This window comes from Bacillus canaveralius (assembly GCF_002860125.1).
Classification (GTDB): domain Bacteria; phylum Bacillota; class Bacilli; order Bacillales; family Cytobacillaceae; genus Bacillus_BJ; species Bacillus_BJ canaveralius.
The window spans coordinates 32661-57316 of the sequence record NZ_PGVA01000013.1; the positions used below are offsets into that span (position 1 = coordinate 32661).

The 24656-nt window shown below is 42.2% G+C and carries 23 protein-coding genes and 1 other annotated feature; of the genes, 3 read left to right on the plus strand and 20 right to left on the minus strand.

The window, feature by feature from the left end:
* Nucleotides 1-45: 45 nt before the first annotated feature.
* Together CU635_RS06515 and CU635_RS06520 are read right to left on the minus strand one after the other, a co-directional pair.
* Entirely contained in the window at nucleotides 46-3462 is a 3417-nt protein-coding gene (locus CU635_RS06515; protein ID WP_101576368.1) for a phosphodiester glycosidase family protein, read from the minus strand.
* Between the two features lie 206 nt (nucleotides 3463-3668).
* A complete protein-coding gene (locus CU635_RS06520) occupies nucleotides 3669-4040 on the minus strand; it encodes a MerR family transcriptional regulator (protein WP_101576369.1) in 372 nt (123 codons plus the stop codon).
* A gap of 135 nt (nucleotides 4041-4175) precedes the next feature.
* Here CU635_RS06520 and CU635_RS06525 point away from each other — a divergent pair, with 135 nt between their 5' ends.
* Complete coding sequence (locus CU635_RS06525; protein ID WP_180956478.1) at nucleotides 4176-4559, plus strand: carboxymuconolactone decarboxylase family protein; 384 nt, start codon at nucleotides 4176-4178, stop codon at nucleotides 4557-4559.
* 388 nt (nucleotides 4560-4947) lie between these two features.
* Here the strand turns inward: CU635_RS06525 and CU635_RS06530 are convergent, their stop codons facing one another.
* The 7 genes from CU635_RS06530 to CU635_RS06560 all read right to left on the minus strand — a co-directional run bounded on the left by CU635_RS06530 (nucleotide 4948) and on the right by CU635_RS06560 (nucleotide 9764).
* Nucleotides 4948-5547 (minus strand): response regulator transcription factor, encoded by a 600-nt coding sequence (locus tag CU635_RS06530; protein ID WP_101576370.1) that lies wholly within the window; start codon nucleotides 5545-5547, stop codon nucleotides 4948-4950.
* Entirely contained in the window at nucleotides 5544-6680 is a 1137-nt protein-coding gene (locus CU635_RS06535; RefSeq protein WP_101576371.1) for a sensor histidine kinase, read from the minus strand. The genes CU635_RS06530 and CU635_RS06535 overlap by 4 nt, the downstream gene beginning before the upstream one ends.
* 122 nt (nucleotides 6681-6802) lie before the next feature.
* Entirely contained in the window at nucleotides 6803-7822 is a 1020-nt protein-coding gene (gene desA / locus CU635_RS06540; protein WP_101576372.1) for a Delta(5) desaturase DesA, read from the minus strand.
* 121 nt (nucleotides 7823-7943) lie between these two features.
* A complete protein-coding gene (locus tag CU635_RS06545; RefSeq protein WP_101576373.1) occupies nucleotides 7944-8231 on the minus strand; it encodes a GRP family sugar transporter in 288 nt (95 codons plus the stop codon).
* A gap of 201 nt (nucleotides 8232-8432) precedes the next feature.
* Complete coding sequence (gene lepB, locus CU635_RS06550; RefSeq protein ID WP_101576374.1) at nucleotides 8433-8999, minus strand: signal peptidase I; 567 nt, start codon at nucleotides 8997-8999, stop codon at nucleotides 8433-8435.
* Nucleotides 9000-9125: 126 nt separating this feature from the next.
* Entirely contained in the window at nucleotides 9126-9338 is a 213-nt protein-coding gene (locus CU635_RS06555) for a hypothetical protein (RefSeq protein ID WP_101576375.1), read from the minus strand.
* A gap of 3 nt (nucleotides 9339-9341) precedes the next feature.
* Complete coding sequence (locus tag CU635_RS06560; RefSeq protein WP_101576376.1) at nucleotides 9342-9764, minus strand: MarR family winged helix-turn-helix transcriptional regulator; 423 nt, start codon at nucleotides 9762-9764, stop codon at nucleotides 9342-9344.
* A 340-nt stretch (nucleotides 9765-10104) separates the two neighbouring features.
* On the opposite strand from CU635_RS06560, the gene CU635_RS06565 reads away from it, so the two are divergent.
* Entirely contained in the window at nucleotides 10105-11616 is a 1512-nt protein-coding gene (locus CU635_RS06565; RefSeq protein WP_101576377.1) for an ATP-binding protein, read from the plus strand.
* A gap of 66 nt (nucleotides 11617-11682) precedes the next feature.
* Here the strand turns inward: CU635_RS06565 and CU635_RS06570 are convergent, their stop codons facing one another.
* The 8 genes from CU635_RS06570 to CU635_RS06605 all read right to left on the minus strand — a co-directional run bounded on the left by CU635_RS06570 (nucleotide 11683) and on the right by CU635_RS06605 (nucleotide 22847).
* Nucleotides 11683-12774, minus strand: coding sequence for a metallophosphoesterase (locus tag CU635_RS06570; protein ID WP_101576378.1), 1092 nt, complete (start codon nucleotides 12772-12774; stop codon nucleotides 11683-11685).
* A gap of 187 nt (nucleotides 12775-12961) precedes the next feature.
* A complete protein-coding gene (leuS, locus tag CU635_RS06575) occupies nucleotides 12962-15379 on the minus strand; it encodes a leucine--tRNA ligase (protein WP_101576379.1) in 2418 nt (805 codons plus the stop codon).
* Nucleotides 15380-15453: 74 nt separating this feature from the next.
* Nucleotides 15454-15677 (minus strand) — a binding site (T-box leader).
* Nucleotides 15678-16215: 538 nt separating this feature from the next.
* A complete protein-coding gene (locus tag CU635_RS06580; RefSeq protein ID WP_101576380.1) occupies nucleotides 16216-16992 on the minus strand; it encodes a 3-hydroxybutyrate dehydrogenase in 777 nt (258 codons plus the stop codon).
* A gap of 15 nt (nucleotides 16993-17007) precedes the next feature.
* Nucleotides 17008-18327, minus strand: coding sequence for a GntP family permease (locus CU635_RS06585; protein ID WP_101576381.1), 1320 nt, complete (start codon nucleotides 18325-18327; stop codon nucleotides 17008-17010).
* 35 nt (nucleotides 18328-18362) lie between these two features.
* Entirely contained in the window at nucleotides 18363-19019 is a 657-nt protein-coding gene (locus CU635_RS06590) for a 3-oxoacid CoA-transferase subunit B (RefSeq protein ID WP_101576382.1), read from the minus strand.
* Nucleotides 19020-19032: 13 nt separating this feature from the next.
* Entirely contained in the window at nucleotides 19033-19725 is a 693-nt protein-coding gene (locus tag CU635_RS06595; RefSeq protein ID WP_101576383.1) for a CoA transferase subunit A, read from the minus strand.
* A gap of 274 nt (nucleotides 19726-19999) precedes the next feature.
* Nucleotides 20000-21361: a sigma-54 interaction domain-containing protein gene (locus tag CU635_RS06600; RefSeq protein ID WP_101576384.1), complete on the minus strand. Its 1362-nt coding sequence runs from the start codon at nucleotides 21359-21361 to the stop codon at nucleotides 20000-20002.
* Between the two features lie 298 nt (nucleotides 21362-21659).
* Nucleotides 21660-22847, minus strand: coding sequence for an MDR family MFS transporter (locus CU635_RS06605; RefSeq protein WP_101576385.1), 1188 nt, complete (start codon nucleotides 22845-22847; stop codon nucleotides 21660-21662).
* Between the two features lie 346 nt (nucleotides 22848-23193).
* Here CU635_RS06605 and CU635_RS06610 point away from each other — a divergent pair, with 346 nt between their 5' ends.
* Complete coding sequence (locus tag CU635_RS06610) at nucleotides 23194-23460, plus strand: alpha/beta fold hydrolase (RefSeq protein ID WP_373270833.1); 267 nt, start codon at nucleotides 23194-23196, stop codon at nucleotides 23458-23460.
* A gap of 93 nt (nucleotides 23461-23553) precedes the next feature.
* On the opposite strand, the gene CU635_RS06615 is transcribed toward CU635_RS06610, so the two are convergent.
* Genes CU635_RS06615 through CU635_RS06620 form a run of 3 tightly spaced genes read right to left on the minus strand, consistent with a single transcriptional unit; the run spans nucleotide 23554 to nucleotide 24471 of the window.
* Nucleotides 23554-24006, minus strand: a complete 453-nt coding sequence (locus CU635_RS06615; RefSeq protein WP_101576386.1) for an Hsp20/alpha crystallin family protein — start codon at nucleotides 24004-24006, stop codon at nucleotides 23554-23556.
* Between the two features lie 54 nt (nucleotides 24007-24060).
* Nucleotides 24061-24231, minus strand: coding sequence for a hypothetical protein (locus tag CU635_RS23255; protein ID WP_180956477.1), 171 nt, complete (start codon nucleotides 24229-24231; stop codon nucleotides 24061-24063).
* 54 nt (nucleotides 24232-24285) lie between these two features.
* On the minus strand, nucleotides 24286-24471 hold the full coding sequence (locus CU635_RS06620; protein ID WP_101576387.1) for a hypothetical protein: 186 nt from the start codon (nucleotides 24469-24471) through the stop codon (nucleotides 24286-24288).
* Nucleotides 24472-24656 lie beyond the last annotated feature (185 nt).

The window sequence follows — 24656 nt, forward strand, 5'->3', positions numbered from 1 at the left end:
TTAAAAGGGGGCAACTCAGTTTTTCATGAGCCTGCCCCCCTTTAATTAGGAAATAGTAATCGATTTTTCGGCTATTACGCCATTTGCTTCTACCTTTAATATAATCTGGCCTTTTTCCAATCCAGTCAGTTGTCCGGTTGCAGTGTCAAAAACAGCAATGTATTTCTTTGATTCTTTGGCCTTAATCAGGGCTTCACCTGTACCAATAAAGACATTTTCGCTTCCGGTCCAATTGACACTTGCCGGGTATCGGAGCGGAAAATTCAAGCTTCCTGCTTGATGTCCGGTAGCCTTTACTTCGACTGTCTCACCGGTCGTAACCGATTCTGGCGCCTCCATTGTTACACCTTCAAGCAGTGGATTTACCTTGGCACGTACCCATTCTGTGTCATGAATCGGACTCTGTTCACTCGATTTTTCCGGTCCTCTTGCTTTTGAAGGAACAGGTGTCGGGTCGATGCCAAACATCGTCCATGCATAAAACCCGCCTTTATCAGCCGAACCGTATGGTGCTTTTCCGGCAGGGCCAACAACCATATAAGGAACTCCGTCCACTCGCTCTACATTTACATTATGGGCGTGACCGGATATATAAAGAGCCCCTTTTCCATTCGACTCTTCTCTAAATTTCGTCAACCAGGTTTCAATCAGTTCTGCTTCTTTTCGGTCAGTTAATTGACTGTTTTTCGTCGATAGTGGATCCCGGGTTGGATGATGCCCGAAAACGACGAGATTCTTAATATTTGGATCACTCGCTGCAGTCTCCAATGTTCTTTTTAATTCTATTAATTGGTTGAAATCGGAGGTACGGAAGCTTCCGGTTGCTGAATCCAGGAGAACAAATTGCGTACCCTTATGTTCAAAAGTGAACCTATTTTCTTTAAAAGTTTGCAAAAAGTTGTCCAAATTGCCGGTACCCATTATTTCATGATTTCCGGGAACATAATAAATTGGCAGCTGATCGCCGACTTCTTCTTCCAATATCCTCTTAGCAAGCGCAAAGTCCTCAGGGTAGGCAGTATCAACGAGGTCACCGCCAATGATTAAAAATTCAGGTTTTTCCTTAATTATTTGCTGTAAACTTTCCCTGGCGAGCCGTACTTGCTGACTGTCGGGTGACTTCCCGACAAATTGGCTGTCAGCCATTACAGCAAACTTCCAGCGATCCTCCGCAAGATTTGCGTTTTGCAGCACAAGAGGATCCGCTTTTTCCGAAACTACTGGCACCTCAACAGTCGGACTCACTTTGACTGCCAAATCATCATAGACGAGCTGACCGGTGTATTGTTTCGCCTTGTTTGTTTCAATGGCGCCAATCGTTCTTAACTCAAGCGGATAAGAAACACCTGCAGGCACTGGAATTTCAATTTGTTTCCAACCTGTCCATGTGACATACGGGCCGTAAAGGTAATGATTGCTTCCATCAGCGCCGCGCGTCGTAAATGACATCCATTCCCCTTTTCCGTCACCTTTGACCCACATACTGATCGATTGCGGCTCACCCGGAAGGATAATCGGTTTAACCGGATGAAAATTAGCCGTCCGCGTTCCCGTTGATTTCGCAAAGTCAAAATTAACTTTGATTCCGCTCCCGCTTAAGCCCTCCCCTTTTTCAATCGTTCCCGTTCCGCGGGCGGAGGAAAAGCGCCATTCTGACAAATCTTCCATTTTCGAGACGTACTCTGTTTTTAATCCGACTGTGACAGGAAGATATGCCTTTTTTTCATTTACTGTAAGGGTCACCAGGGAAGATCCTTCATTAACCTTTGTACTGACGGAAAACGTGCCTTCCGCCGTCATTTGAATATCAATGATTGATTGGTCGTAATCCAGGCTAACATCTTGAGGTTCAATAGGTGCTGAGTAGCCATTCTTGTCATATCCAATGATCGAAAATTGGCCAGTCGCCCCTTCTGCAAGTCCAAGTCTTGGAATATTTGCTTCTATTCGTTCCAGTTCACTTAGCACATAAACTGGACTTGTTCCTTTTATGCCTGTGGCTTGAGCTTCTACATCCGCTTTACCTGGCTTTTTGGCACGGAAAATCCCGTCTTTTTCAAACTTTCCAACGGAACCGGGTTTGGTATCCCACTTTATTTGTCCAGTTTCAACAGGATCGTAAGCATTATCGAAACCAGCAGCAGAAAAATTCCGCGTCAATCCGGGAAATACACGATTGGAATTTTCCAAGTTTGATTGCGTAAACACTTTAAAGCCTGTCAAGATGCCATTGCCCTTCGCTGTAAAGATACCAATTCCATTAGGTACTGCCCGTTCCGTTCCGTCAGAAGGACTATTGACCACTTCCGCATCGTCTTTGCCGGGAGTCCGTGCCACCATGGTTGTGGAGCCGCCACCATCTAAATTAAGGGCATGATGTGCTCCGAACTCCTTCATAAGTGCGCCCATTTCGCGCAGAGTCATACCACGGCTGCTTGCTTGACGGCCATCAACTGTTACTAAATACATCTGTTTTCCGTCAGCAGAGTATCCTACTGCCGTACGAGGAGCTGTTACTTTATCATCCAGGGATTGAACTTGTCCCTCTTTAACAAGAATCGGATTTCCGCCAATCGCAAATTCGAATGGTTTCCCATTTGGAACCTTTGGAGAATATTGAACCGATATCTCGTCCCCTGATTTAAGCTGCTTTAAGATGGATGCGCCTGATTCACGGCCTACCAATACAAAAGAGTTTTCAGTGATTTTGCCGCTCCCAATATGATCATGGCTGTCAATCACTTTACCGTTTTCAACAATTACTTCATGTACTGACCCGCTATTGCTTACTGCTCCGCTTCTGGAAGCTTCTCCCCAAAGCGAAGAATACAGGCCAATACCATTTGCCGGGATGCTGCTTTGGTTTAATGACGCGAGGGGATGCTCGTTCCCATGAAAAGTGATGACACCTTCGAGGAAAATTTGTGCAAGCTGCCCAATTCCGTCAGCATTGATTCCAGCTGCCTGCTGCCATCCTGGTTCCGGTCCTTTTACAAGATTTCCACTCTGAATTTCTGCACCAAGCGGGGCTTTCGTACCGTTAATATCAAAAAAGTCACCATTAACGCCGGCTATTGCACCATTGCGCCTGGCTGTTTCCGATAAACGCTCAGCTTTTGATACTACACCCGGTTGAAGAAGATCAGCGGTTACAGCTTTGTTCCCCAGGTCTACTTTCAACATTTCTCCATTGATCCAACCGCGAGCATCAAACCGTTCAAAGGTTGTTATTTCAACACCCGTTCCGATACGTTCTGTATGCTTATTTGTTACAAGCGTTGCACTGTCCGGGTTTTCAATAACTGTTTGCGGTTCATCTCGTTTTGAAGATTGCGCAGGGCGCTTGTCAAGAACAGGGGACCATTCAGCATTTTTAGCTGAATTCGCCAGAGTCGGTGATACAGTACCCGCCATTAATGAGATAACAAGACCCCAAATGAATAAAAATCGCAGTTTAGACACAGTACTCCTCCTAGTATAATGAGATCATCTTTCTCTATTAAACTAGCAACTATTATTTAATCTGCAATGAGTTTCATGTAAATATTTTCAGTATTACAAAAACAGTCCATAATACCCATTCATAAGTAAAAAAAAGAAAAAAGGCTTCAATCCCGAATGAATTACGTGATTGACTCCTTTTTAACATTTCATAGTTTTCCTCAGCTTTAATTTTGTCCCTCCAGTTTCTTGTAATGCCCGATCTTTTCTTCTATCTTCTCAAGGTTTTCCGCCAGTGCTTTCATTTCATCCAAAACTTTTCTTTGATGGAGCTCCAACAATTCTCGTCTTGCCGTTATTGTAGATTCTCCCTGACTTCGCAGGTCTGAAAAACTTTTCATGTCGTTAACTGTCATCCCTGTGATTCGCAAACGGATTAAAAAATGAATCCACGATATATCAGTTTCCGAATACTGGCGATATCCATGTTCATTTCGATCTACTCCCTTAAGCAGCCCAATTTTTTCATAATACCGTAACGTATGTCCACTTAGCCCGGTGATCATTGAAACTTGCTGAATCGTAAATGATTTTTCCATGTATTGATTATAGCAGATGAAAAAAGGTATTGCTTTAGAGTGCACTCTAAAGTGTAGCATTAATCATGAATTGGTGCTGGACAAATAGAGGGGCGCCGTTCTACCCAGGATTTTTACTGCGAGGAGGAAAAAGAAATGATTAATGAACGTTATGAGCGTGGTTGGCAGAAGCTTATGGAAATAGACGGGGAAGGGGGAAAACGTGTAATAGAATCGCTAAAAGATATTGCTCCTGATCTTGGTCAATATGTTGTTGAATTTGCCTTTGGTGATATTTATTCACGGGAAGGACTGGATGTGCAACAACGTCAACTGGTTACAATCGCATCACTCACTACCCAGGGCGGCTGCGAACCACAACTTAATGTCCATATCAATGCTGCACTCAATGTTGGCCTTTCGCCTGATGCGATAGTAGAAGCGATTATGCACTGTGCTCCTTATACTGGATTTCCACGTGTGCTCAATGCAATCTTTGTCGCAAAACAAATTTTTGAGGAGCGTAATTTAGGAATTTAGCTTTTTTTCTCAAAATCATTTACTTCGAAGCAAAGATGAATCTAAAAGAAGCTCATTGCCATTTTAGGTGATGAGCTTTGTGCGCTTTAATGATTTAAACGCAATAATTTCTTATTTTATTCCGCAGTTTTTCAACAAATAATGTTTCGTATGTCCGCATTCAGTGAAGATGTTTTTTCATGGTGGACAATGAACGTTTGATTGTCCTTCCACGGGGGTCTCCCTGTTTCGCAAATTATTTTATCCGCGGTTTTATACTTTTTATCCGCGGTTTTGGACCGTTTATCCGCGAAAAAATCTATATATCCGCGAAAGTGAGCATTTTATCCGCGAAAAAATTAATATATCCGCGAAACAGGAAAGCACATGCGGATCAGCCATCGCAAATTTATTTAAACCAGCCCTTTTCTTTTGACTGCGAAATGGCTTCGATTCGATTCGTTACTTCCAGTTTTTCTAAAATCGTTGAAATATAGTTTCGGACGGTTCCTGCTTTAATGCTGAGCTGATCAGCGATTTCTTTCGTATTTTTCCCATCTGCGACGAGTTCGAGAACTTCCTTCTCCCGCTCGGTAAGAGGGTTTTCCTCACTATATACATCATCCATCAGCTCCGGGGCATAAACGCGCCTTCCAGCCATCACACTGCGGATTGAGCTCGCCAATTCCTCGCTCGGGCTGTCTTTTAATAAATAGGCGCTAACCCCCGCTTTCAACGCCCGTTGGAAATAGCCAGTGCGGGCAAATGTTGTAAGAATGATCACTTTGACGCCTGTTCCTTTTAGCTGTTCAGCTGCCTCAAGCCCGCTCATTTCTGGCATTTCAATATCCATAATGCAGACATCCGGTTCGTATTGCTGCACAAGAGTCAGGGCTTCTTTTCCATTACCGGCCTTGCCGACCACTTCCATATCATCTTCCAAATTAAGCAACAATCCTAAAGCGCCCAATACCATGCGCTGATCTTCGGCAATGACAATTTGAATCATCCAAGCTCCTCCTTTTCTATCCGCTTAACAACATTTGGTACCTTTATGATAAGAGTTGTTCCGTCCTGTGTGAAAATTTCAAGGCTTCCATTTACAAATTCCAATCTTTCTCTCATGCCAATCAGCCCATACCCTTTTGAAAAGGCCGCTTCGCTCATATCGCCAATGCCATCATCCCGCACTTTCATGACGATCTCATTTAATGATTGTTCAATCGAAATATAACAATTTGAAGCGCCGCTATGTTTAACAACATTGTTGATTGCTTCTTTCAAACACATGCTTAACATATTCTCAGTCAGCAGCGAAACATTCGTAAGCGCGAAATCTTCTTCGCATACAATATTAATTTGCGCTGCTTTTAGTATTTGTTTGACGCGGGTTATTTCCTCATTCAATCTTATACCGCGCATTTCCGAGACCATCTTCCTTACTTCATTCAACGCCGTTCTGGCGGTTTGTTGAATGTCCTTTAATTCATTCCGGGCTTGTTCAGGGTCTTTATGAATTAGTTTGCGCGCCAAATCGCTCTTAAGGCCAATCAGTGAGAGCCTTTGTCCCAGCGTATCATGAAGGTCACGGGCAATTCGCTGCCGCTCTTCAATTTTTCCTAATTCGGCAATCCGTTTATTGGCATCTTCAAGTTTTTCTTCAAGCTGTCCCCGCTCTTTTCGATTATAAAGACTGAATGGGAGAAGGATCACACTAATCCAAATGATAATCACAAATGGCAATTGCTGTACAAACAACTGCTCCTGCAGGACAAATTTAGAGTTTATCGCAACGGTATAGCTGACTAAATGGATAATGTAGATCGCGATAAAAGCCCCACGCGTTTTTATATTGCCTATAAAATACGCAATGTAAAAAGAAAAATAGACATAATTAAAAAGGTATGTTGATGAAACGGAAATACCGATCAAGATACATGACCATAAATAAACGGACCATCCCTTCGAAATAAAAGCAATACGAAAGGTGATAAAGAATAAAATCGTCAACAAAATCCCAACAATAATTTCGGTCGTCGACGATGATTGGAAAATAAAATAAAACGGCAATATGCTAAGAACGGCCCAAAAATAAGGGGAAATGCCATTGGTTTTTTGGAAGATCTTATACTTATTTTTCATGACTGAACCTACTTTTCCGACATTTTGATACTAAAAAAGGGCTTGTTAACTTATCCAAATGAAAAGTTTTAAGCCCTTTCTATTATGATATATGTTTAGTGCACCATTTGTACAGCCAAGTCTTAATTGGATTCAGCACCATTGAATTTAGATAGCGATTTGATGTGCTTAAACCCTACAAATTGTTTGTTTTGTTCGTCCCATAAGCGGAATTTCAATGAACTCAGACTCGTAGCCAAAGTGATCGTCGGCACGTTCTGCAACGGGGCAGTGTTTTCGTGCACCGCTTCAAGTTTATAGTTCGGTACCCTCGGGCTTAAATGGTGAACATGATGATATCCGATGTTACCTGTCAGCCATTGCAGAAGCTTCGGCAGCCTATAAAAAGAACTCCCTTCAACGGCTGCTTTCACATATTCCCAGTCTTTGTCTTCCTCGAAATAAGAATCTTCAAATGTATGTTGCACGTAAAACAGCCAAATTCCGAGAGATCCTGAAATAAAGAAAATTGGACCCTGTATGAGCAGGAAAGACTCCCAGCCGAGTGTCCAGCAAAGCAGGCCGGCCAAAGCAAGTACGGAAAGATTTGTAATATAAGTGTTCAAGCGTTCTTTCAACCTTGCACCTTTTCTGTTGAACCTGTTCTTTATGAGGAAGGCATAGATGGGTCCTAAGCCGAACATGACAAATGGATTCCTATATAACCGGTAAGCTATACGGCTCCAAAAAGGAGCTTGCAAGTATTCATCGACCGTGAGCACCCATATATCCCCGGTACCGCGTTTATCGAGGTTGCTGCTTGTTGCGTGATGGACGGAATGGTCGTGCTGCCATTGACTGTATGGAAATAATGTCAAAATTCCTGTGATTGTGCCAAGAATCTTGTTAGCGCGCCGATTTTTAAAGAAAGAGTGATGACAACAATCATGAAATATAATAAACATCCGCACTAAAAATCCGGCGGCAATTACTGACAATCCTAGAGATAGGAAATAAGAAATGGACAGGCTCTGATATGCAAGGAACCATAGCAGAAAAAAAGGCGCAAACGTATTGATAAGCTGCCATATACTGTCTCTCAAATTAGATTTCTCATATGGGGCAACTTGTTTTCTTAAAGTGAGTTGTTTTTGTTTTGTCATTTTCGTTATTTCCCTTCCACAATAGATAATCACATTATAAAGGTATTAAACTGTTCTTTGCAGTCATAACTGTCATGTACAAAGCATGACAAATATCATATAAAAGGAAATGCTAGTCGTTTTAAACTGGACTTACAAAAAGTACATCTTCTATAAAAGATGCACTTTTTTTCATCCTATATACAAAACAATAGTAGATGGACCAGAATAATCCTGAAATGAATCCGACACTACAAACAAGGAGTGATAGATCCGGTTGTACAAAAATAAATATGAAAATAGAAAAGAGCAAAGCCCCCAATGTTGTACCAATTGTTTGGCTATTTTCATCGCCGCCTAATTTGTTGCTAACCAATACAATGCTTCCCCAACTAACAGCCGCAATTAATGCAAGCAATATTCCAGACATTCTTAAATACCCCTTTCTCTCTGTTTCATTGCTTTTCCCTACTTTAGTGAAAAATGAAACATATATTGTGATAGAAGGAATATTTAGTTTTTTCAGAACGTGGTCAACTGAACCCCGTTTGGTTTCAATCTTTCAGAAACAAAAAAACTGCCAAATTGGCAGCCCGAACATTGATTTTCATGCTATGCTTCGGTAGTATCGTTATTTTAGAGGAAAATACCGAAACTTAACTTCCCCGATGACAGATTCATATGAAATGAATCCGAATCTCCGACTATCCTTGCTAACTGAGCGATTGTCTCCCATGACAAACAGATAGCCTTTTGGCACCTTTGTTTTTCCAGTATATTCTTGTAATGTAAAATCTTCTGTCAGCTTTTGATTAGGCAACATAGTTTGTTTGGCTTTTTCGAGGTACGGTTCCGAAACAGCTGTTTCGTTAATATATAAAACATCGTCTTTTACTTCGATCGTGTCCCCAGGAAGCCCGATCACCCTCTTAATATATTTTTCATTTGCATCTGGTGCATTGAAAACTATATTATCAAAGTGGTCAATGTGACTGATTTTGCTGACGATCACCTTGTTCCGGTCCTCAAAAGTAGGCCGCATAGACTCCCCAAAAACCGTTACAGGTGAGAATAAAAAATGTCTGCAAATGAAGGCAATTAAGAACGCAAACAACAGCGACTTTATCCAGGACATTATTTCTTTCTTTGTATCTTGTTTTTCCAAAATCTCGCCACTCCTTTTGGTAAAAAATCGCATGCATATCAAGGCTAAATTATGAGATAAAAATAATTTTTTAATGGTTTTATGGCTTTATTGAATACATTCAACCATAGCAGTTTCCTATTAAGGCGCTAGAAATAGCGCCTTTTCTTTAATGTCCATTCAGCTGATACTTCCAGCTTTATAGTATGGATAATCCATTTGCTTTTGAATTTTCGTAACAACTTCTGTTCCGGATAGAAGTTTTAAAGATGGATCTCCGTTTCTCACATCAATAAGTAAATATGCGTCAGGATTTGCTTGAATTGACATCATATAATCCATTGGGCTAAACGTAGATTGTACACGGCTTTTGAAATAATCTATTTGATTCATTTTTTACACTACCCCTTTTAGAATCTTTTTTAAGTACCGTTTAAATAGAGCTTTTTCTTCATTATCGAGTGCTGCTAAAACATTCTGTTCTGATTGCTGCAAAATTTCCCAACATTTGTCCAAAGTCTGTTTCCCTTTTTCAGTAATACTCAGGCAGTAGGACCTCCTATCTTCTGGATTTTTCACTCTAGCTATATATTTTAGCGATTCTAGATGGTCAACATGGTCTACCATAGTGGTTCGGTCTATTTTTAGTTCTTCGGCAATTTCTTTCTGGGAAGAGTTAGGCATTTCGTTTACTTTGATCAGTACTCCATATTGCCTTGCATTAATTTCGTAAGTCTTCAGCTTGTCAATAAAGTCTAATTCTAATAGTTGAACTACTTTTCCCGCTAAAAATCCATACGACTCCAGGATGATACTTATTTTTTACACCCCCTCAAATAATCACTTGTTATGATAATCAGTATAACTGATTATTTTATCATTGTAAAGTTTTCCATTTGTTTTTTTCTCCCCGCCTATTTAACATGGATGATTATAAATTAAAGACAGAGTATGCCGGTATACAAAAGGTTGAAAAATTTGTAAACTATTTAAATTTTGCCGTAGAATTTTGAAATTCTTCTATAATAGGGGAATTCCTTTTTCTTTAATTGCTGTTATATTTCTCACTTAAAATAGTCTTCAGAATATAAAAGAAGGGTTTCCGGCATTTATGTCAAATTTTTATTATGGAGATTTATACATTCAGTGAGGGATCCTTATGGAAAATCAATTGGAGTTATTAGGCAGAAAAACTCAGGCGTTAAGTTACGAGTTAGCGATGAAAACTTCAGAAATACCTGCGCAGCAATATCTTCATGAATATGTATTTAATCTTCTTGGCGATTTTTTATGCCACAAAAATGAATCCATAAGGACTAAAATCATTCCGTTAGTAAATTCATTTGAACAAAACCCCGATAACAGAGCGGCGTTACTCGATCAGTGTATAAAGTTTATGACCATTTCCCGTGCGAGAATTTTAGAGTTTTTAGAAGCAGAAGTGGACAAATGCCAGCTCGCTGCTGATATTCTCATGCAAGTTACTAAACTACTCGACCATTTCTATCAGCTTTTTTTGAATACAATCACAAATCAAGATGATGACAATCTATCTTTATCACCTTGTCCACTTCAAGAATCTAACAATGATGTAAATGCCGCTTTAAAGGAACTATCCGATTTTAAAAAAGCTCTCATTGAAGCAACGATTTTCTCGATTACGGATAAAGATAACTACACTACATATGTGAATGACCAGTTTTGTGAGATTTCTAAATACACAAAAGCAGAACTGATGGGGCATAATCATCACATTTTAAATTCCCAGTTTCATACTGAAAACTTCTTTAATAATCTCTGCGGAACGATCGAAAAAGGAGATACTTGGAAAGGAGAAATCCTCAACCAGGCGAAAGACGGGACTAAATTTTGGGTGGATACGACGATTGTGCCTTTTGTTAATAAAAACGGGGAAATTTATCAATTCTTTTATATTCAGTACGACATCACAGAAAAAAAGAAAACGGAAGAAACTCTTCGAAAAGCTGAACAGTTATCAATGGTGGGTGACTTGGCAGCCGGGATTGCCCATGAAATACGCAATCCATTAACGTCTATAAAAGGGTTTGTCCAGTTAATGAATGAAACCGAAAAAGGAAAAGTGTTCACTGATATTATTTTAGAGGAGATCGATCGAATTAACTTCATCGTAAGTGAATTTATGGTTTTTTCAAAGCCTCATACTTATTATCTTAGCGAATGCAATGTAATCGAAATTCTCCGGAGCGTTATTAATTTTTTGCAACCGGAAGCACTTTTGAAAAATGTTGCAATTAATTACACACTGCCGCAGTACGAAGTTCATATTTTTGGAGAAAAAAATCAACTGAAACAAGTATTTCTAAATATTATTAAGAATGCGGTGGAGGCTTTGCCTAACGGTGGGCAAATTTTTATTACCACCGAAATAAACAGCCAGGAATTATCCATTTCAGTTCAAGACAACGGAGTCGGCATGACACCAGAAGAACTGAAAAAAATCGGCGAACCATTCTACACAACTAAAGAAAAAGGGAATGGGTTAGGACTGATGGTGAGCTATAAAATTGTCCAAAAACATAATGGAACCATTTTAGTCCACAGTTCGCTGGGAGTGGGTACAACATTTACGATTACTTTTCCGTTAACGCGCGGAGGAGAAAGTAGTTCCAAAAAAGAGAATGTTGTTTAACTGAACATTCTCTTTTTCACTTATGATAAAATTCCCCATCATAAACTCCAGCGTTAATACCTGCGCTTAGTTAGAAGCAAACTTAACATCGATGACCATGACTTCTGATCGGCTTCCGATTCTGAGCGGAGGCCCCCATATTCCAAATCCGGATGAAACGAAGGAGTGGAGATTTTCTTTTTGCAGATAGCCCCAATCATTTTCATACATTTTGCTAGTGATTAAATTGGCCGGGGCTAGTTGGCCCCTGTGCGTATGGCCTGACAACAGAACATCAATTCCGTTTTCCTTTGCTTCATTAAGCTCAACCGGCTGATGGTCCATCATAATAAGCGGTTTTGTTTTATCCAAATTTCTTAAAAGCGCGCTTGCTTCATTTCTATTTTCGTCGGTAAGGTCTTTTCTGCCAATCAGGTAAAACTGTTCATCAATACTTACAGACTCGTCCATTAACACCCGGATTCCGAGCTTCTCCATTTCGTCTAAAATCAATGCCGTATCATCACCGTAATAATCATGGTTGCCCAGCACGGCATATACGCCTAGAGGTGCGCTGATTTTTTTCATCGTCTCACTCATATTTTTTTCGAGAAATGGATCGATGTGGTCATCGATGATGTCTCCGGGGATTAAAATAATATCCGGCTTTTCTTCATCCACTACATCTACTAAACGTTGTAAATGCCTCTCCCCGACAATTGAACCTAAATGAAGGTCAGACACCATAAGTATCTTCACGTTTTGCTCGCCCGACTGTTTATCGATCTCAAGATGATAGCTGCGAACAACGGGGTTCCACGCGTTGAATGAGCCATAGACAAAAATGAACATGAAGATGGAAATGACCCCGATTCCTATCCAAAAAATCCCCCTCTTCTTCAATATATAGACCAATAGATTCGCGAGCGGCAGCAGGATCACACTGTATCCGATAACAACGAGCCAAGTGTGGCCCATCAATATTAAAGGCAGCATAGAAGAAAATTGCCCAAGAAAAATTGAAGCAGAAAATAAGACAATCACAGCAATATATGCCTTTTTATATGGAAAAGAAAATGTTGCCCTGAGCCAAACCCAGCCATTATACCCGACGTAAAAACAAATCAGGCTGTATGCTAAAATAGTAGTTATAATCATGAGGATTGTTGAAATAGACATTTTTTACTGTAACCTTTCCTTCTAACATAGTGATAGATCAACGATGGTGATTCTTTTGGACTAACTTTATTAAATCCTAGTTTTTTCATCTAATCCACTAAATTGCTTGATGAAGAAATGCGAAACACTGATTAGAAAATGTTTATACAAAAAAAATCCCCCGGGAAGACCCGGAGGATTTTATTGGTTAGTTTGCCACTATGTTTACAAGCTTTCCTGGAACGGCAATCACTTTGCGGACAGTTTTGCCGCCAATTTGCTCTTTTACCTTGTCGGCGCCCATTGCAATTTGTTCAAGAGCCTGTTTATTAGCTCCTGACGGAACCATTAATTTTGCCTTCACTTTTCCATTTACTTGAATAACGATTTCCACTTCGTCATCGACGAGCTTTGCTTCGTCGTAGGCAGGCCATGATTCGTAAGCAATCGTTTCATCGTGGCCAAGCTTATGCCAAAGCTCCTCGGCAAGGTGCGGAGCGATCGGTCCAAGCAGCTTCACAAAGCCTTCGATATACGCGTTTGGAAGAACCTCAGCTTTGTAGGCCTCATTGATGAACACCATAAGCTGGGAAATCGCCGTGTTAAAACGTAAGCCCTCATAGTCCTCAGTGACTTTTTTCACTGTTTGGTGGTATACCTTTTCCAAGCTTTGTGCACCTTCAACATCCTGCACTTTTGCGCTTAACGTGCCATCCTCTTCAATGAACAAACGCCAGATGCGGTCAAGGAAGCGGCGGGCGCCATCAAGTCCTTGTGTTGACCAGGCAATGGATGCGTCAAGCGGGCCCATGAACATTTCGTAAAGGCGAAGTGTATCGGCACCATGACTGTGGATAATCTCATCAGGATTGACGACATTGCCTTTTGATTTGCTCATTTTTTCATTATTTTCACCAAGAATCATCCCCTGGTTAAAAAGCTTTTGGAAAGGCTCTTTCGTATGGACGACACCGATGTCATAAAGGAACTTATGCCAGAAACGGGCATAAAGCAAGTGAAGTACGGCATGTTCGGCACCGCCGATATAAATATCAACCGGAATCCATTCCTTTAGCTTGTCTGGATCTGCCAGCGCTTCGCTGTTGTTTGGATCAGTGTAGCGAAGATAATACCAACAGCTGCCCGCCCATTGCGGCATCGTATTCGTTTCCCGCCGACCCTTTTTGCCTGTGTTCGGATCCACGACGTGCACCCAGTCATGAATATTGGCAAGCGGTGATTCGCCCGTGCCGGAAGGCTTGATTTCTGTTGTCTTCGGAAGCATCAATGGGAGCTGGTCTTCAGGAACCGTTGACATCGTACCGTCTTCCCAGTGAATGACCGGAATCGGCTCGCCCCAATAACGCTGGCGGCTGAACAGCCAGTCGCGCAGTCGGTAAGTTACTTTCTTCGTTCCAATTCCTTTGTCCTCCAGCCAGGCAATCATTTTTCGGATCGCATCTTCTTTGTTCAATCCATTTACGAACCCGGAATTAACATGCTCTCCATCACCTGTATAAGCTTCTTTCGTGATATCGCCGCCGGCGACAACCTCTACAATTGGAAGCTCGAACTTTTTCGCAAATTCGTAGTCGCGTTCATCATGGCCCGGTACGGCCATAATGGCGCCGGTTCCGTAGCTCGCGAGCACATAGTCGGCAATCCAGATTGGCATTTTTTCATCGTTTACCGGATTGATGGCGTATGCTCCTGTGAAAACGCCGGTTTTTTCTTTGGCAAGGTCTGTTCGTTCCAAGTCACTCTTGCTTTTAATTTGGTCTATATATTGCTCAACTGCGTCACGTTGCGCGGCGGTTGTTATTTTACTGACCAATGCATGCTCCGGCGCCAATACCGCATATGTGGCCCCGAATAATGTATCAGGCCTTGTTGTAAATACTGTAAAGGCTTCATCATGTCCATCGATCTGGAAGGTAACCTCCGCACCTTCTGAACGGCCGATCCAGTTGCGCTGCATGTCTTTGATACTTTCAGGCCAGTCTACTTCCTCAAGGTCCTCAAGTAGACGATCCGCATAGGCGGTAATTCTCAACATCCACTGTTTCATTGGGCGGCGTTCGACCGGATGGCCGCCGCGTTCACTTTTTCCGTCGATGACTTCTTCATTCGCTAAAACCGTACCAAGGGCCGGACACCAGTTAACAGCTACTTCGTCAATATAAGCGAGCCCGTGCTCAAAAAGCTTGATGAAAATCCACTGTGTCCATTTGTAATATTCCGGGTCTGTCGTATTAATTTCCCGGTCCCAGTCATAAGAGAATCCCAGTGCCTTAATTTGGCGGCGGAAATTATCAATATTCTTTTTCGTAAATTCAGCCGGGTCATTCCCGGTATCAAGAGCGTACTGCTCCGCCGGAAGCCCGAAAGCATCCCAGCCCATCGGATGCAATACATTGTATCCCTGCATCCGCTTTAGGCGGGATAAAATATCTGTTGCTGTATAGCCTTCCGGATGGCCAACGTGGAGTCCGGAGCCGGATGGATACGGGAACATATCAAGCGCGTAAAAGTTCCGCTTACCGACAGCTTCACGTGTTTTAAAGGTCTTATTTTCCTCCCAAACTCGTTGCCATTTCTTTTCGATTTCCCGGTGATTAAAGCTCATCGTGTTTTCCTCCTGATTTTCATATATATTAATTGGTCTAATTGAGCTTTTTAAAATAAAAAACCCCTCATCCCAAAAGGGACGAGAGGATTATGTATAATCTCCCGCGGTACCACCCACATTAGTGAACATGTCACTCGCTTCATTCATCCTTAACGCGGTAAACGGCAAGCATTACTGCGATTTCATGCTTGCGACTCGAAAGGCGAGTTCATGATGTGCCCGGTTGACTTGCACCATCCGTCAACTCTCTAAAACGGGCTCCTGCATCATTACTATTCCTTCTCATTGTCATTTCTCATATCAGACTATAGAGATATTGTAAACAATTTCCCCCCAGGATGCAAGCAGGCTCATCCTGAAAGGAATGTAATATGTATATTATGCACAAGATGTGGCGAAGTGCATACATATTTTTGCTCAGATGGAAAGAACGAGACTTATAGAATAAATAATTTCCTGTCAAAACTGACCAATAATTAATTTTCTGTCAAAACTGACCAAGTAACGGTATTTTCAAATTAAAATCAACTTAACATCTGGTGCTGTACTTTCCCCAAATACATAAATAGGTATTTGTGCGCCTGTGGTGTTCCGCTACTAATTTGTTTTGGTCAATTTGCAATTTTCGTGACATATCGGAGTTGACTTTGCATTTTATCCGCGAAAATCTCATTTTATCCGCGAAAGTAAGCAATATATCCGCGAAAATTCTATTTTATCCGCGAAACCAAAACATATATCCGCGAAAATTCCATTTTATCCGCGAAACTCAGTAAAGGCCAACTTACTTGCACTGTAGAAAGAGAGACTGATCGCTCAGCCTCTCCATGTTTTTACTGTACTGTGTATCCCCCATCAATGACAACAGCCTGACCTGTAACTCCTTTGGCCTGATCCCCCGCCAGGAAGATTGCATAATCGGCTATCTCTTCTACTTCCAATAATCTCTTTTGCGGGACGAGCGGATAGATGACTTCCTCCAGCGCTTTTTCCAAAGGTACATTTCTTGTTTTCGCCAGATCGGCCAGCTGATTGCGGACGAGCGGCGTGTCGACGTAACCCGGGCATATCGCGTTTACGGTAATGCCGTGTTCGGCCGCTTCCAACGCGGCTACCTTTGTTAAGCCGATTACGCCATGTTTGGCACTGTTGTAAGCTGCTTTTCCGGCAAAACCCACAAGCCCGTTAATCGATGCCATATTAATGATCCTGCCAAATTTTTGCCGCTTCATTACGGGCAGTGCATGTTTGATTGCAACAAAAGGTGCAGTCAGCATCACTTTTATCATGAACTCAAACTTTTCAGTCGGAAAATCTTCGATCAATGAGACATGTTGCAGTCCGGCATTATTGATTAAAATATCGAGCGATCCAAAATGGTTAACTGTTTTGTTCAAAGCCTGCTCGATGTCTGCTTCTGAAGTAACATCGCATTTAATACCAATTGCGTTGTAACCTTCGCCTTGCAGCTGCGTGGCGGCCTTTTGAACAGCATCCTCTTGTATATCGGTCAGCACTACTTTTGCATGCTGCGAAGCAAACCGTTTGCCGATTTCATAACCGATGCCCTGTGCTGCGCCGGTGATGAAAACTATTTTATGTTCAACCATTCCGAAGCTCCTTTCTTAAATGCCTAAACCTAGAGAGAATAAAATGATCGCTAAAATTACCCCGATTGCCGGAACGATAACGGTCAAAGCGCCAACGGCATTATAAGCATCCTGATGGGACTCGCCACAAACCGCTCGTATCGTTGTTACAACGTAACCGTTATGAGGCAAAGAATCCAGGGCTCCTGAAGAAATCGCCGCAACACGGTGAAGGGCTTCCGGATTAACACCCAAATCCATATAATGCGGCGCGATTATTGGCAAAGCAATTGCCTGACCGCCCGATGCGGATCCGGTCATACCCGCAATAACGCTGACAGCAACCGCACCACCAATAAGTGGGCTGCCAGGAATGCTGGTCATCGCGTTGACAGCGGTTTCAAAAGCCGGAACAGCTTTAGCTACCCCACCAAAACCAACTACAGCCGCTGTGTTTCCTATCGCGATCAAAGCCCCCAACGTCCCCTCTGAAACCGCTGCCCAGAAATTATTGAAATATTTGCGGTTTAATAGATAAGTAGCAATAACACCGCCTAGAAGCGCTATAATAAGGGCGGATTGCTGAAGTGATTCATGGAAAAAGAATGAAATGACCAGAACAACCAGCAATGGTATAAGTCCCATAATCGGATTCGGAAGATCCCTGTCCACTGCTAAAGGATCACCTTCCCGTGAGACAAATTTCTCCCCTTTTTGAACTGCTTTCGTAATCATTCTCTTCAGCCACCAATAGCCGAAAATAATCATAAAGATGGCTACAATTAAACTTACTTCCCATCCTGCATAAGGAGAGGTTCCTAAAAATTCAATCGGAATCCAGTTTTGGATTTCCGGTGACCCTGCCGAAGTCATCGTGAACGTAACGGATCCAAACGCAAGTGCTCCCGGAATAAAGCGTCTTGGAAGATCAGCCTGTTTAAATAAGCTAAGCGCCATCGGATACACTGAGAAGGCAACAACAAACAGGCTTACTCCGCCATAAGTTAAAATAGCACATGCTGCTACCACAGCGATGACGGCATATTTCATGCCGAGTTTATCGACAATATAACGCGATACACTGTCTGCCGCGCCACTATCCTCCATTACTTTTCCGAAAATCGCCCCGAGCAGGAACATTAAATACCACGATGTAACAAATCCAGAAAAGCCGGCCATATAATTACTGACGAAGTTGGCGGCACCTTCTTCGACCAGCTGTGGAAACAATGGCATCCCGCTCAAAACCGCGACAAACAAGGCAGACAATGGACCGACGACAAGCAGGTTCATACCGCGCATTGTCAACCAGATCAATAAAGCCAGACCACCAATTAGTCCAATCATGCTAAGCATTTCTCTTCCCCCTTGTAAAAGTGAATGATCACAAATTATTGCAGTGTTATCCCCGTTTTTACTTCTTCAATCATGAGCTTTGGTTCTGTTGATTCTTGAACCTCTTCAATCGTAAAGCCGTCAAACACTTCAATAAGCTTTAGCCCTTTATCTGTAACATCGATTACGGCACGTTCTGTAATAATGCGTTGAACAACCCCTTTTCCTGTCAACGGTAAACTGCAAGCGTTTACAATTTTCGGATCACCATTTTTTGAAATATGCTCTATGATGACGATGATTTTCTTGGCACCATGGACAAGATCCATTGCGCCGCCCATTCCTTTGATCATCTTGCCGGGAATCATCCAGTTGGCGAGATCGCCATTTTCGGATACTTGCATCCCTCCCAAAATCGCGACATCAATATGGCCGCCACGAATCATCGCGAACGATTCAGCGCTATCAAAATACGAAGCTCCCTTGATCGCGGTAACCGTTTCTTTTCCTGCATTGATGAGGTCAGGGTCTACTTCATCCTCGGCCGGATATGGACCAATGCCGAGAAGCCCGTTTTCCGACTGAAGCACAACCTGCTTTCTTTTATTAATATAGTTCGCGACAAGCGTCGGCATGCCGATCCCGAGATTTACATAATCGCCATCGTTAATTTCCATTTCTGCTCTTCGTGCAATTCTTTCACGCAGCTCCATCGTTTTCCCTCCTTTACACCGATCTCGTTGTTAATCGTTCAATCCGCTTTTCCTGGCGGGCCATTAACAGTCCCTGCACATAAATCCCCGGCGTGTGGATATGATCGGGGTTTAATTCACCGATTGGCAGCAAATTTTCCACCTCGGCAATCGTGATCTTGCCGGCAGCAGCCATCATCGGATTGAAGTTGCGGGCTGTTTTATTGTAGATCAGGTTGCCTGCTTCGTCTCCATAGGCCGCCCTGACTAAGCTAACGTCAGCTTTCAAGGCTGTTTCGAGCACATATTCCTTCCCTTGAAATTCCCTGACCTCTTTGTTCCTTGCGATCACTGTTCCAACTCCGGCCGGAGTAAAGAATGCCGGAATCCCTGCTCCACCAGCCCGAATTCTTTCTGCGAGCGTTCCCTGCGGATTCAGTTCAACTTCAATTTCCCCGGCTAAAACTTGTCTCTCAAACTCCTTGTTTTCACCGACATATGAACCGATCATTTTTTTGATTTGCCTGTTTTTTAAAAGTAAGCCCAACCCCCAATCGTCGGTACCGCAATTGTTCGAAATAACGGTAAGTTCCTTTGTTCCTTTGTCGACGAGTGCGAGAATCAGCTGTTCAGGAATTCCGACTAACCCGAAACCGCCGACCATCAATGTTGCACCATCATGGATTTGCGATATTGCTTCGGCAGCACTCGCGTAGATTTTTTTCAATTGACACCCTCCTTTTCTAGATAGTCATTAATATAGATGCAAGAAGTATGCCAAAATGAAAGAACTGTACCCTCTTTGATTTTTCGAATTTTTTGTGAACATTTTTTCCGGAAATTCGGACTCTTAAGCAAGTTATTCCTGCTAGCTTCATAGATCATTAAATTGCTAGTAAACAGCCAGAGTATTTCGTAACCTGTTTCGTCCTTATCTTTGCGGCAGTTTTACTAGAAAGAAAAAAAGTCCGAAAGTCCGGAATCATTTCCGAACTTTCGGACTACAACAATCGGTATTTATGCAATTTTTCATAAAAGGTCGATTTACTGATTCCAAGTGCCTTGGCCGCAAGCAGCTTATCTTGTTGATATTTTGCAAGGCTTTGCTCTAAAACCAGTTTTTCAGTGTCTTCGAGAATTTCCTTCAATTTTTTCTCACCGAGCGGATAAACAGAAGAGTTTGTTATATAATCCGGCAATGCTTCCATTGTAATCGTTTCACTATTCGACAAGTACACTGACGCTTCAATCACATTTTCGAGCTCGCGGATATTGCCGGGCCAGCTGTAGCTGTTAAGCAGCCGGACAACCCGCGCGTCGATTCCAGTGATCCTTTTTCCGGATTTCCTGGTGATCTTTTTTATAAAAAAATCGGTTAATCCGGGAAGGTCATCCATTCTTTCACGCAGTGGCGGAATCATAAATGGAATGACATTTATCCGGTAAAATAAGTCATCACGAAACCTTTTTTCGCCGAGCATTTTTTCGAGCGGACGATTGGTTGCCGCAATAATTCTGACATCGACGGACAACGGTTTTGTGGAGCCGACCGGTTCAATTTCTTGTTCCTGCAGGGTTCGGAGCAGCTTTACCTGCATATTTCCAGGCATGTCGCCAATTTCATCAAGAAACAGCGTACCCCCGTCAGCGAGCTGGAACTTTCCCTTTTTTCCACCTTTTTTTGCGCCGGTAAATGCCCCTTCTTCATAACCGAACAGTTCCGATTCCAGCAATTGTTCAGGAATTGCCGCACAGTTCATTTTGACAAACGGCTTGTGGCTCCGGGCGCTAAGCCGGTGGATACTGTGGGCAAATAATTCTTTCCCTGTTCCGCTCTCACCTCTAATTAGAACCGAGATATCGCTTGACGCAATCATTTTAACTTTTTCTTTTAAACTGCGAATCTGCTCCGACTCTCCCAATATGTCGTCGAGGCTGTATTTCACACCGCTGTCGATTTCCTGAATATATGAATGAATTTTCGTCAACAAACTCTTCACATGGCTGTTCATTTGCATCCATTCATAGGTATCCTGAAAAAAAACCGTCCCAAAAGCGCCGATTACTTCACCATTTGAGAAGATCGGCACACGGTTGGCAATCATATAATTACCTCTAATGTACTGCAGATCAGCAATTTCCTCTTTACCCGTTTCTGCTACAATATGCATCCTTGAGTTTTCAATGACGTTAGTGACGTGCCTACCGATCACTTCATCACGATCCACCTCTAAAAACTCGCAATATTTTCTATTCATATATATAATCTTGCCGTCCCGATCAACCACAACAAGAGAACCGAAAGCGTTCTCAATTATCGTCTCAATGATATCAACCGGGAGCTCCAGCAACGGTTGTTTCATTAGCCTCCCCCTATCATGAATGATGACTATATTTTATCACATTTTTCTGAATATAAATCTGCACTATTCGCTGCAGTTGGGCTGGCATCCGCGCCCCCTCTTTCGCGGATACTGGTCTTATCGCGGATATATCGTCCTATTTCGCAGATATATCATCTTTTTCGCGGATATATCGTCCTTTTTCACGGATATATCATCCTTTTTCGCGGATATCGTCCTTTTCGCGGATATATCATCTGTTTCGCGGATAAATCAAATCAGCCACCTGAAGTCCGCACAGGTGGCTAATCCTACAGTATTAAGAGGCATGTACTGCCAAGTGTTTTGTTTCCTTTATTTTGCGATCATAAATAATCGTTGTGAAAATGGCGATGACAAATAATCCGATGAGGACGGCAAACAGGATCGGCATCCCGTATAAGTCCGCCAAAATTCCGCCAAGCAATGGACCGATCATTCTGCCGCCGGTTGCTGTGCTGTTGACGACTCCCTGATAAAAGCCTTCCCGCCCTTTTGGTGCGAGGTCATGGGCAATCGTCGGGATGGCTGGCCAAACCAGCATTTCACCTACTGTCATGATCACCATTGCAGCCGCAAATGCCGTAAATTGATCTGCTCCGGAAGCGACAATGAAAGAACTAATAAAAATAAAGATACCGATGATGATTTGCGACTTTAACGTCTTTGCGAAATGCTTCACCATTTTATTCATAAGCGGTTGCGCAATGACAATCAGCGCACCATTGATCGTCCACAACAAGCTGTATTTCTCCAATGAAATATTGATTTCCTGCGTATAGGCAGCAATCGTCGACTGCCATTGCACGTATCCGACCCAGCACAATAAATATCCCGCACACAGAATCAGCAAGGCATAAAGTTTTGCCTGGTTTTTAATTGGACTATTTTCATTCAGAATTGTTGTTTGGGCTGCGGGATCAGCGTTAATTCCTTTGTAGCCAAAAACAGCAATCAGTAAAAAGACGATATACATCAGTACGTTAGCGAGGAAAATTAATTGGAACGAATAAGCTGCGACGAGCCCGCCGAGAGCGGCCCCGACTGCAACACCAAGGTTTTGCGCAACATAAATCGCATTAAACGCCCTTCTTCCCCCTTCTTTCCAAACTGAGCCAGCCATGGCATACATCGATGGAAAGACAATTCCCGAACCAAAGCCTATTATGGTTAGAAAGAACACATAGAAAATCCAGCTGTGAAAAAACGTTAAGCCAATTAAAGACAAAACGGTTATGACAATTCCAAGAAGGATAGATTTATAGCCGCCAATTTTATCAAAAAGGCTGCCGCCGTATAAATTCCCGACCACACTTGCTGCTGCGTTAAGCATCAGCACAATTCCGGCAACCGACAGGGATTTGCCTAAATGGTCATGAATATAGATGGTATTTAAAGGCCATAAAAAAGAAGAGCCTGTTACATTCACTGCCATTCCGATAACAAGAAGCCATAATGGACGCGGCATGAAAAACGCTCCTTTTCATAAAAGTATTTCGAACACCAGAATAATTCTAGTGCTTTTTAGGAAACTGAGCAATACATTTTCGCACCCATTTTTGAAATATCAATGTCCTTCATCGAGGTAATGAAGGACAACATTGGGTGATTTACCTTGGGAAATGTCCTTCATCCAGGTAATGAACGACAAAACTGTGTAATTTACCTTGGGAAATGTGCTTCATCCAGGTAATGAAGCACAACATTGGCTGATTTACCTTAGGAAAAGTCCTTCATCCAGGTAATGAAGCACAACATTGGGTGATTAACCTTCGGAAGTGTCCTTCATCCAGGTAATGAGGGACAACACGAAGATGCCCGAATCAATCGCCAGCGCGATCCTCTTTGACCAATCGATTGTCAATTACCGCCCGATGCTGGCAACGAAACAAAAACCTGTTCTCCTCTGTTTTGGCAGAGAGGAAAAGTTGATCCCTGTTGCCGCCGGGGAGTATTTACATGAGCATATCGCGAATTCCGAGCTGATTATTTTTGAAAATAGCTGCCATTGCCCGTTTCTTGAAGAGACAGATCTTTTCAACAAGACGGTCGATGAGTTTCTTTTCAAGCTTAATCAATAATTCTCCTTATTTTGCATGTAAATTAACAAAAAAATGGGCCGAGCCAAACGTCACCCAATGTGACTTTTTGGCTTGCCCTTTACGATAGGAAAATTAATGGAACTCAACATCAATTTTTTTCTGATCTCCGTTTTGGTCATTTAATTTAGGCATGCGAATATCGAGGATACCGTTCTTGTACGTTGCTTTCGCATCACCTTCTGTGGAAACACGGGAAGGTAAACTGATCGTACGCTGGAAGCGTCCGGAAAAGCGTTCTTTCCGGTGGATATTCTCTTCCTTGACTTCATTTTCCCGGCTTATTGTGCCGCTAATCGAAAGAACATTCGTATCAATATTGATATTCACATCTTCTTTCTTTTCCAGGCCCGGAATATCACATGTAGCAACCACTTCATGTTCCGTTTCATACACATCGATTTTCGGAACGCCAAAGTCATGATTGAAACCAGTTGTAAGCGAAGGAAAATCGGAAGAGAAGAAGTGATTTAATTCTCTTCTCATATTATTAAGATGCCGAAATGGTTCAAATGGAATTAACGACATAGTTATCGCCTCCGATAAGAAACTATCTTTCACAAGTAGATTTCCTTATTGATATCACAAAGGATTAACTGGTGTTTCACTTGATTCTGCTCTTTTCATCAGATCGGGTAAATTGTTTCTGTTGTCGACCTTGATTGTCCTGGTTGCCTGGAGACCCGTCTTTTTAAATTCTTTTTGAAGGAAGCGTTCGATTGCTCTGCGTCTGCGTCCTGCTTTTGTAGCCATCTTTGAATCCTCCTTTTTGAATCCGTATGAAAAATAAGCAGTTTTTGTTACAACTTAAAACTTGTCCTCATATTCTCTGAGATCATCTCTGTCGTAAAAATAGGGGTCGTAATCGTATTCGTTCATGTATAGATAATCGATGTAAGCCTCTTCCACAGCTGCCCTGCACGTTGTACAGTAAGGACGGTCTCTCTGCCAGAAAGCGAGTTCTTTACCGCAATAAATACACGCATCTGTCATACCTATCCCCTCCCAACAGAATTGGAATAACTTTTTACACTTTTAATATAAGAAAAGACAAATCAGCTTTCAACATCAAAAATAATCGATTATGCTGTCTATCTTTTTATTTTTCCGCGTTTTGTCCATAAAAATGGTTCATTTCTCAGATTTTCTTGGTTTTTCAGCGGTTTTTAAGCTGCTAC

Bases quoted from the DNA above. Each gene is read 5' to 3' on its own strand.
- CU635_RS06520 (WP_101576369.1), bottom strand. From the start codon at position 4,040: ATGGAAAAATCATTTACGATTCAGCAAGTTTCAATGATCACCGGGCTA.
- CU635_RS06525 (WP_180956478.1), top strand. From the start codon at position 4,176: ATGATTAATGAACGTTATGAGCGTGGTTGGCAGAAGCTTATGGAAATA.
- CU635_RS06530 (WP_101576370.1), bottom strand. From the start codon at position 5,547: ATGATTCAAATTGTCATTGCCGAAGATCAGCGCATGGTATTGGGCGCT.
- CU635_RS06535 (WP_101576371.1), bottom strand. From the start codon at position 6,680: ATGAAAAATAAGTATAAGATCTTCCAAAAAACCAATGGCATTTCCCCT.
- desA (WP_101576372.1), bottom strand. From the start codon at position 7,822: ATGACAAAACAAAAACAACTCACTTTAAGAAAACAAGTTGCCCCATAT.
- CU635_RS06545 (WP_101576373.1), bottom strand. From the start codon at position 8,231: ATGTCTGGAATATTGCTTGCATTAATTGCGGCTGTTAGTTGGGGAAGC.
- lepB (WP_101576374.1), bottom strand. From the start codon at position 8,999: ATGCGATTTTTTACCAAAAGGAGTGGCGAGATTTTGGAAAAACAAGAT.
- CU635_RS06555 (WP_101576375.1), bottom strand. From the start codon at position 9,338: ATGAATCAAATAGATTATTTCAAAAGCCGTGTACAATCTACGTTTAGC.
- CU635_RS06565 (WP_101576377.1), top strand. From the start codon at position 10,105: ATGGAAAATCAATTGGAGTTATTAGGCAGAAAAACTCAGGCGTTAAGT.
- CU635_RS06570 (WP_101576378.1), bottom strand. From the start codon at position 12,774: ATGTCTATTTCAACAATCCTCATGATTATAACTACTATTTTAGCATAC.
- leuS (WP_101576379.1), bottom strand. From the start codon at position 15,379: ATGAGCTTTAATCACCGGGAAATCGAAAAGAAATGGCAACGAGTTTGG.
- CU635_RS06580 (WP_101576380.1), bottom strand. From the start codon at position 16,992: ATGGTTGAACATAAAATAGTTTTCATCACCGGCGCAGCACAGGGCATC.
- CU635_RS06585 (WP_101576381.1), bottom strand. From the start codon at position 18,327: ATGCTTAGCATGATTGGACTAATTGGTGGTCTGGCTTTATTGATCTGG.
- CU635_RS06590 (WP_101576382.1), bottom strand. From the start codon at position 19,019: ATGGAGCTGCGTGAAAGAATTGCACGAAGAGCAGAAATGGAAATTAAC.
- CU635_RS06600 (WP_101576384.1), bottom strand. From the start codon at position 21,361: ATGAAACAACCGTTGCTGGAGCTCCCGGTTGATATCATTGAGACGATA.
- CU635_RS06605 (WP_101576385.1), bottom strand. From the start codon at position 22,847: ATGCCGCGTCCATTATGGCTTCTTGTTATCGGAATGGCAGTGAATGTA.
- CU635_RS06610 (WP_373270833.1), top strand. From the start codon at position 23,194: ATGCCCGAATCAATCGCCAGCGCGATCCTCTTTGACCAATCGATTGTC.
- CU635_RS06615 (WP_101576386.1), bottom strand. From the start codon at position 24,006: ATGTCGTTAATTCCATTTGAACCATTTCGGCATCTTAATAATATGAGA.
- CU635_RS23255 (WP_180956477.1), bottom strand. From the start codon at position 24,231: ATGGCTACAAAAGCAGGACGCAGACGCAGAGCAATCGAACGCTTCCTT.
- CU635_RS06620 (WP_101576387.1), bottom strand. From the start codon at position 24,471: ATGACAGATGCGTGTATTTATTGCGGTAAAGAACTCGCTTTCTGGCAG.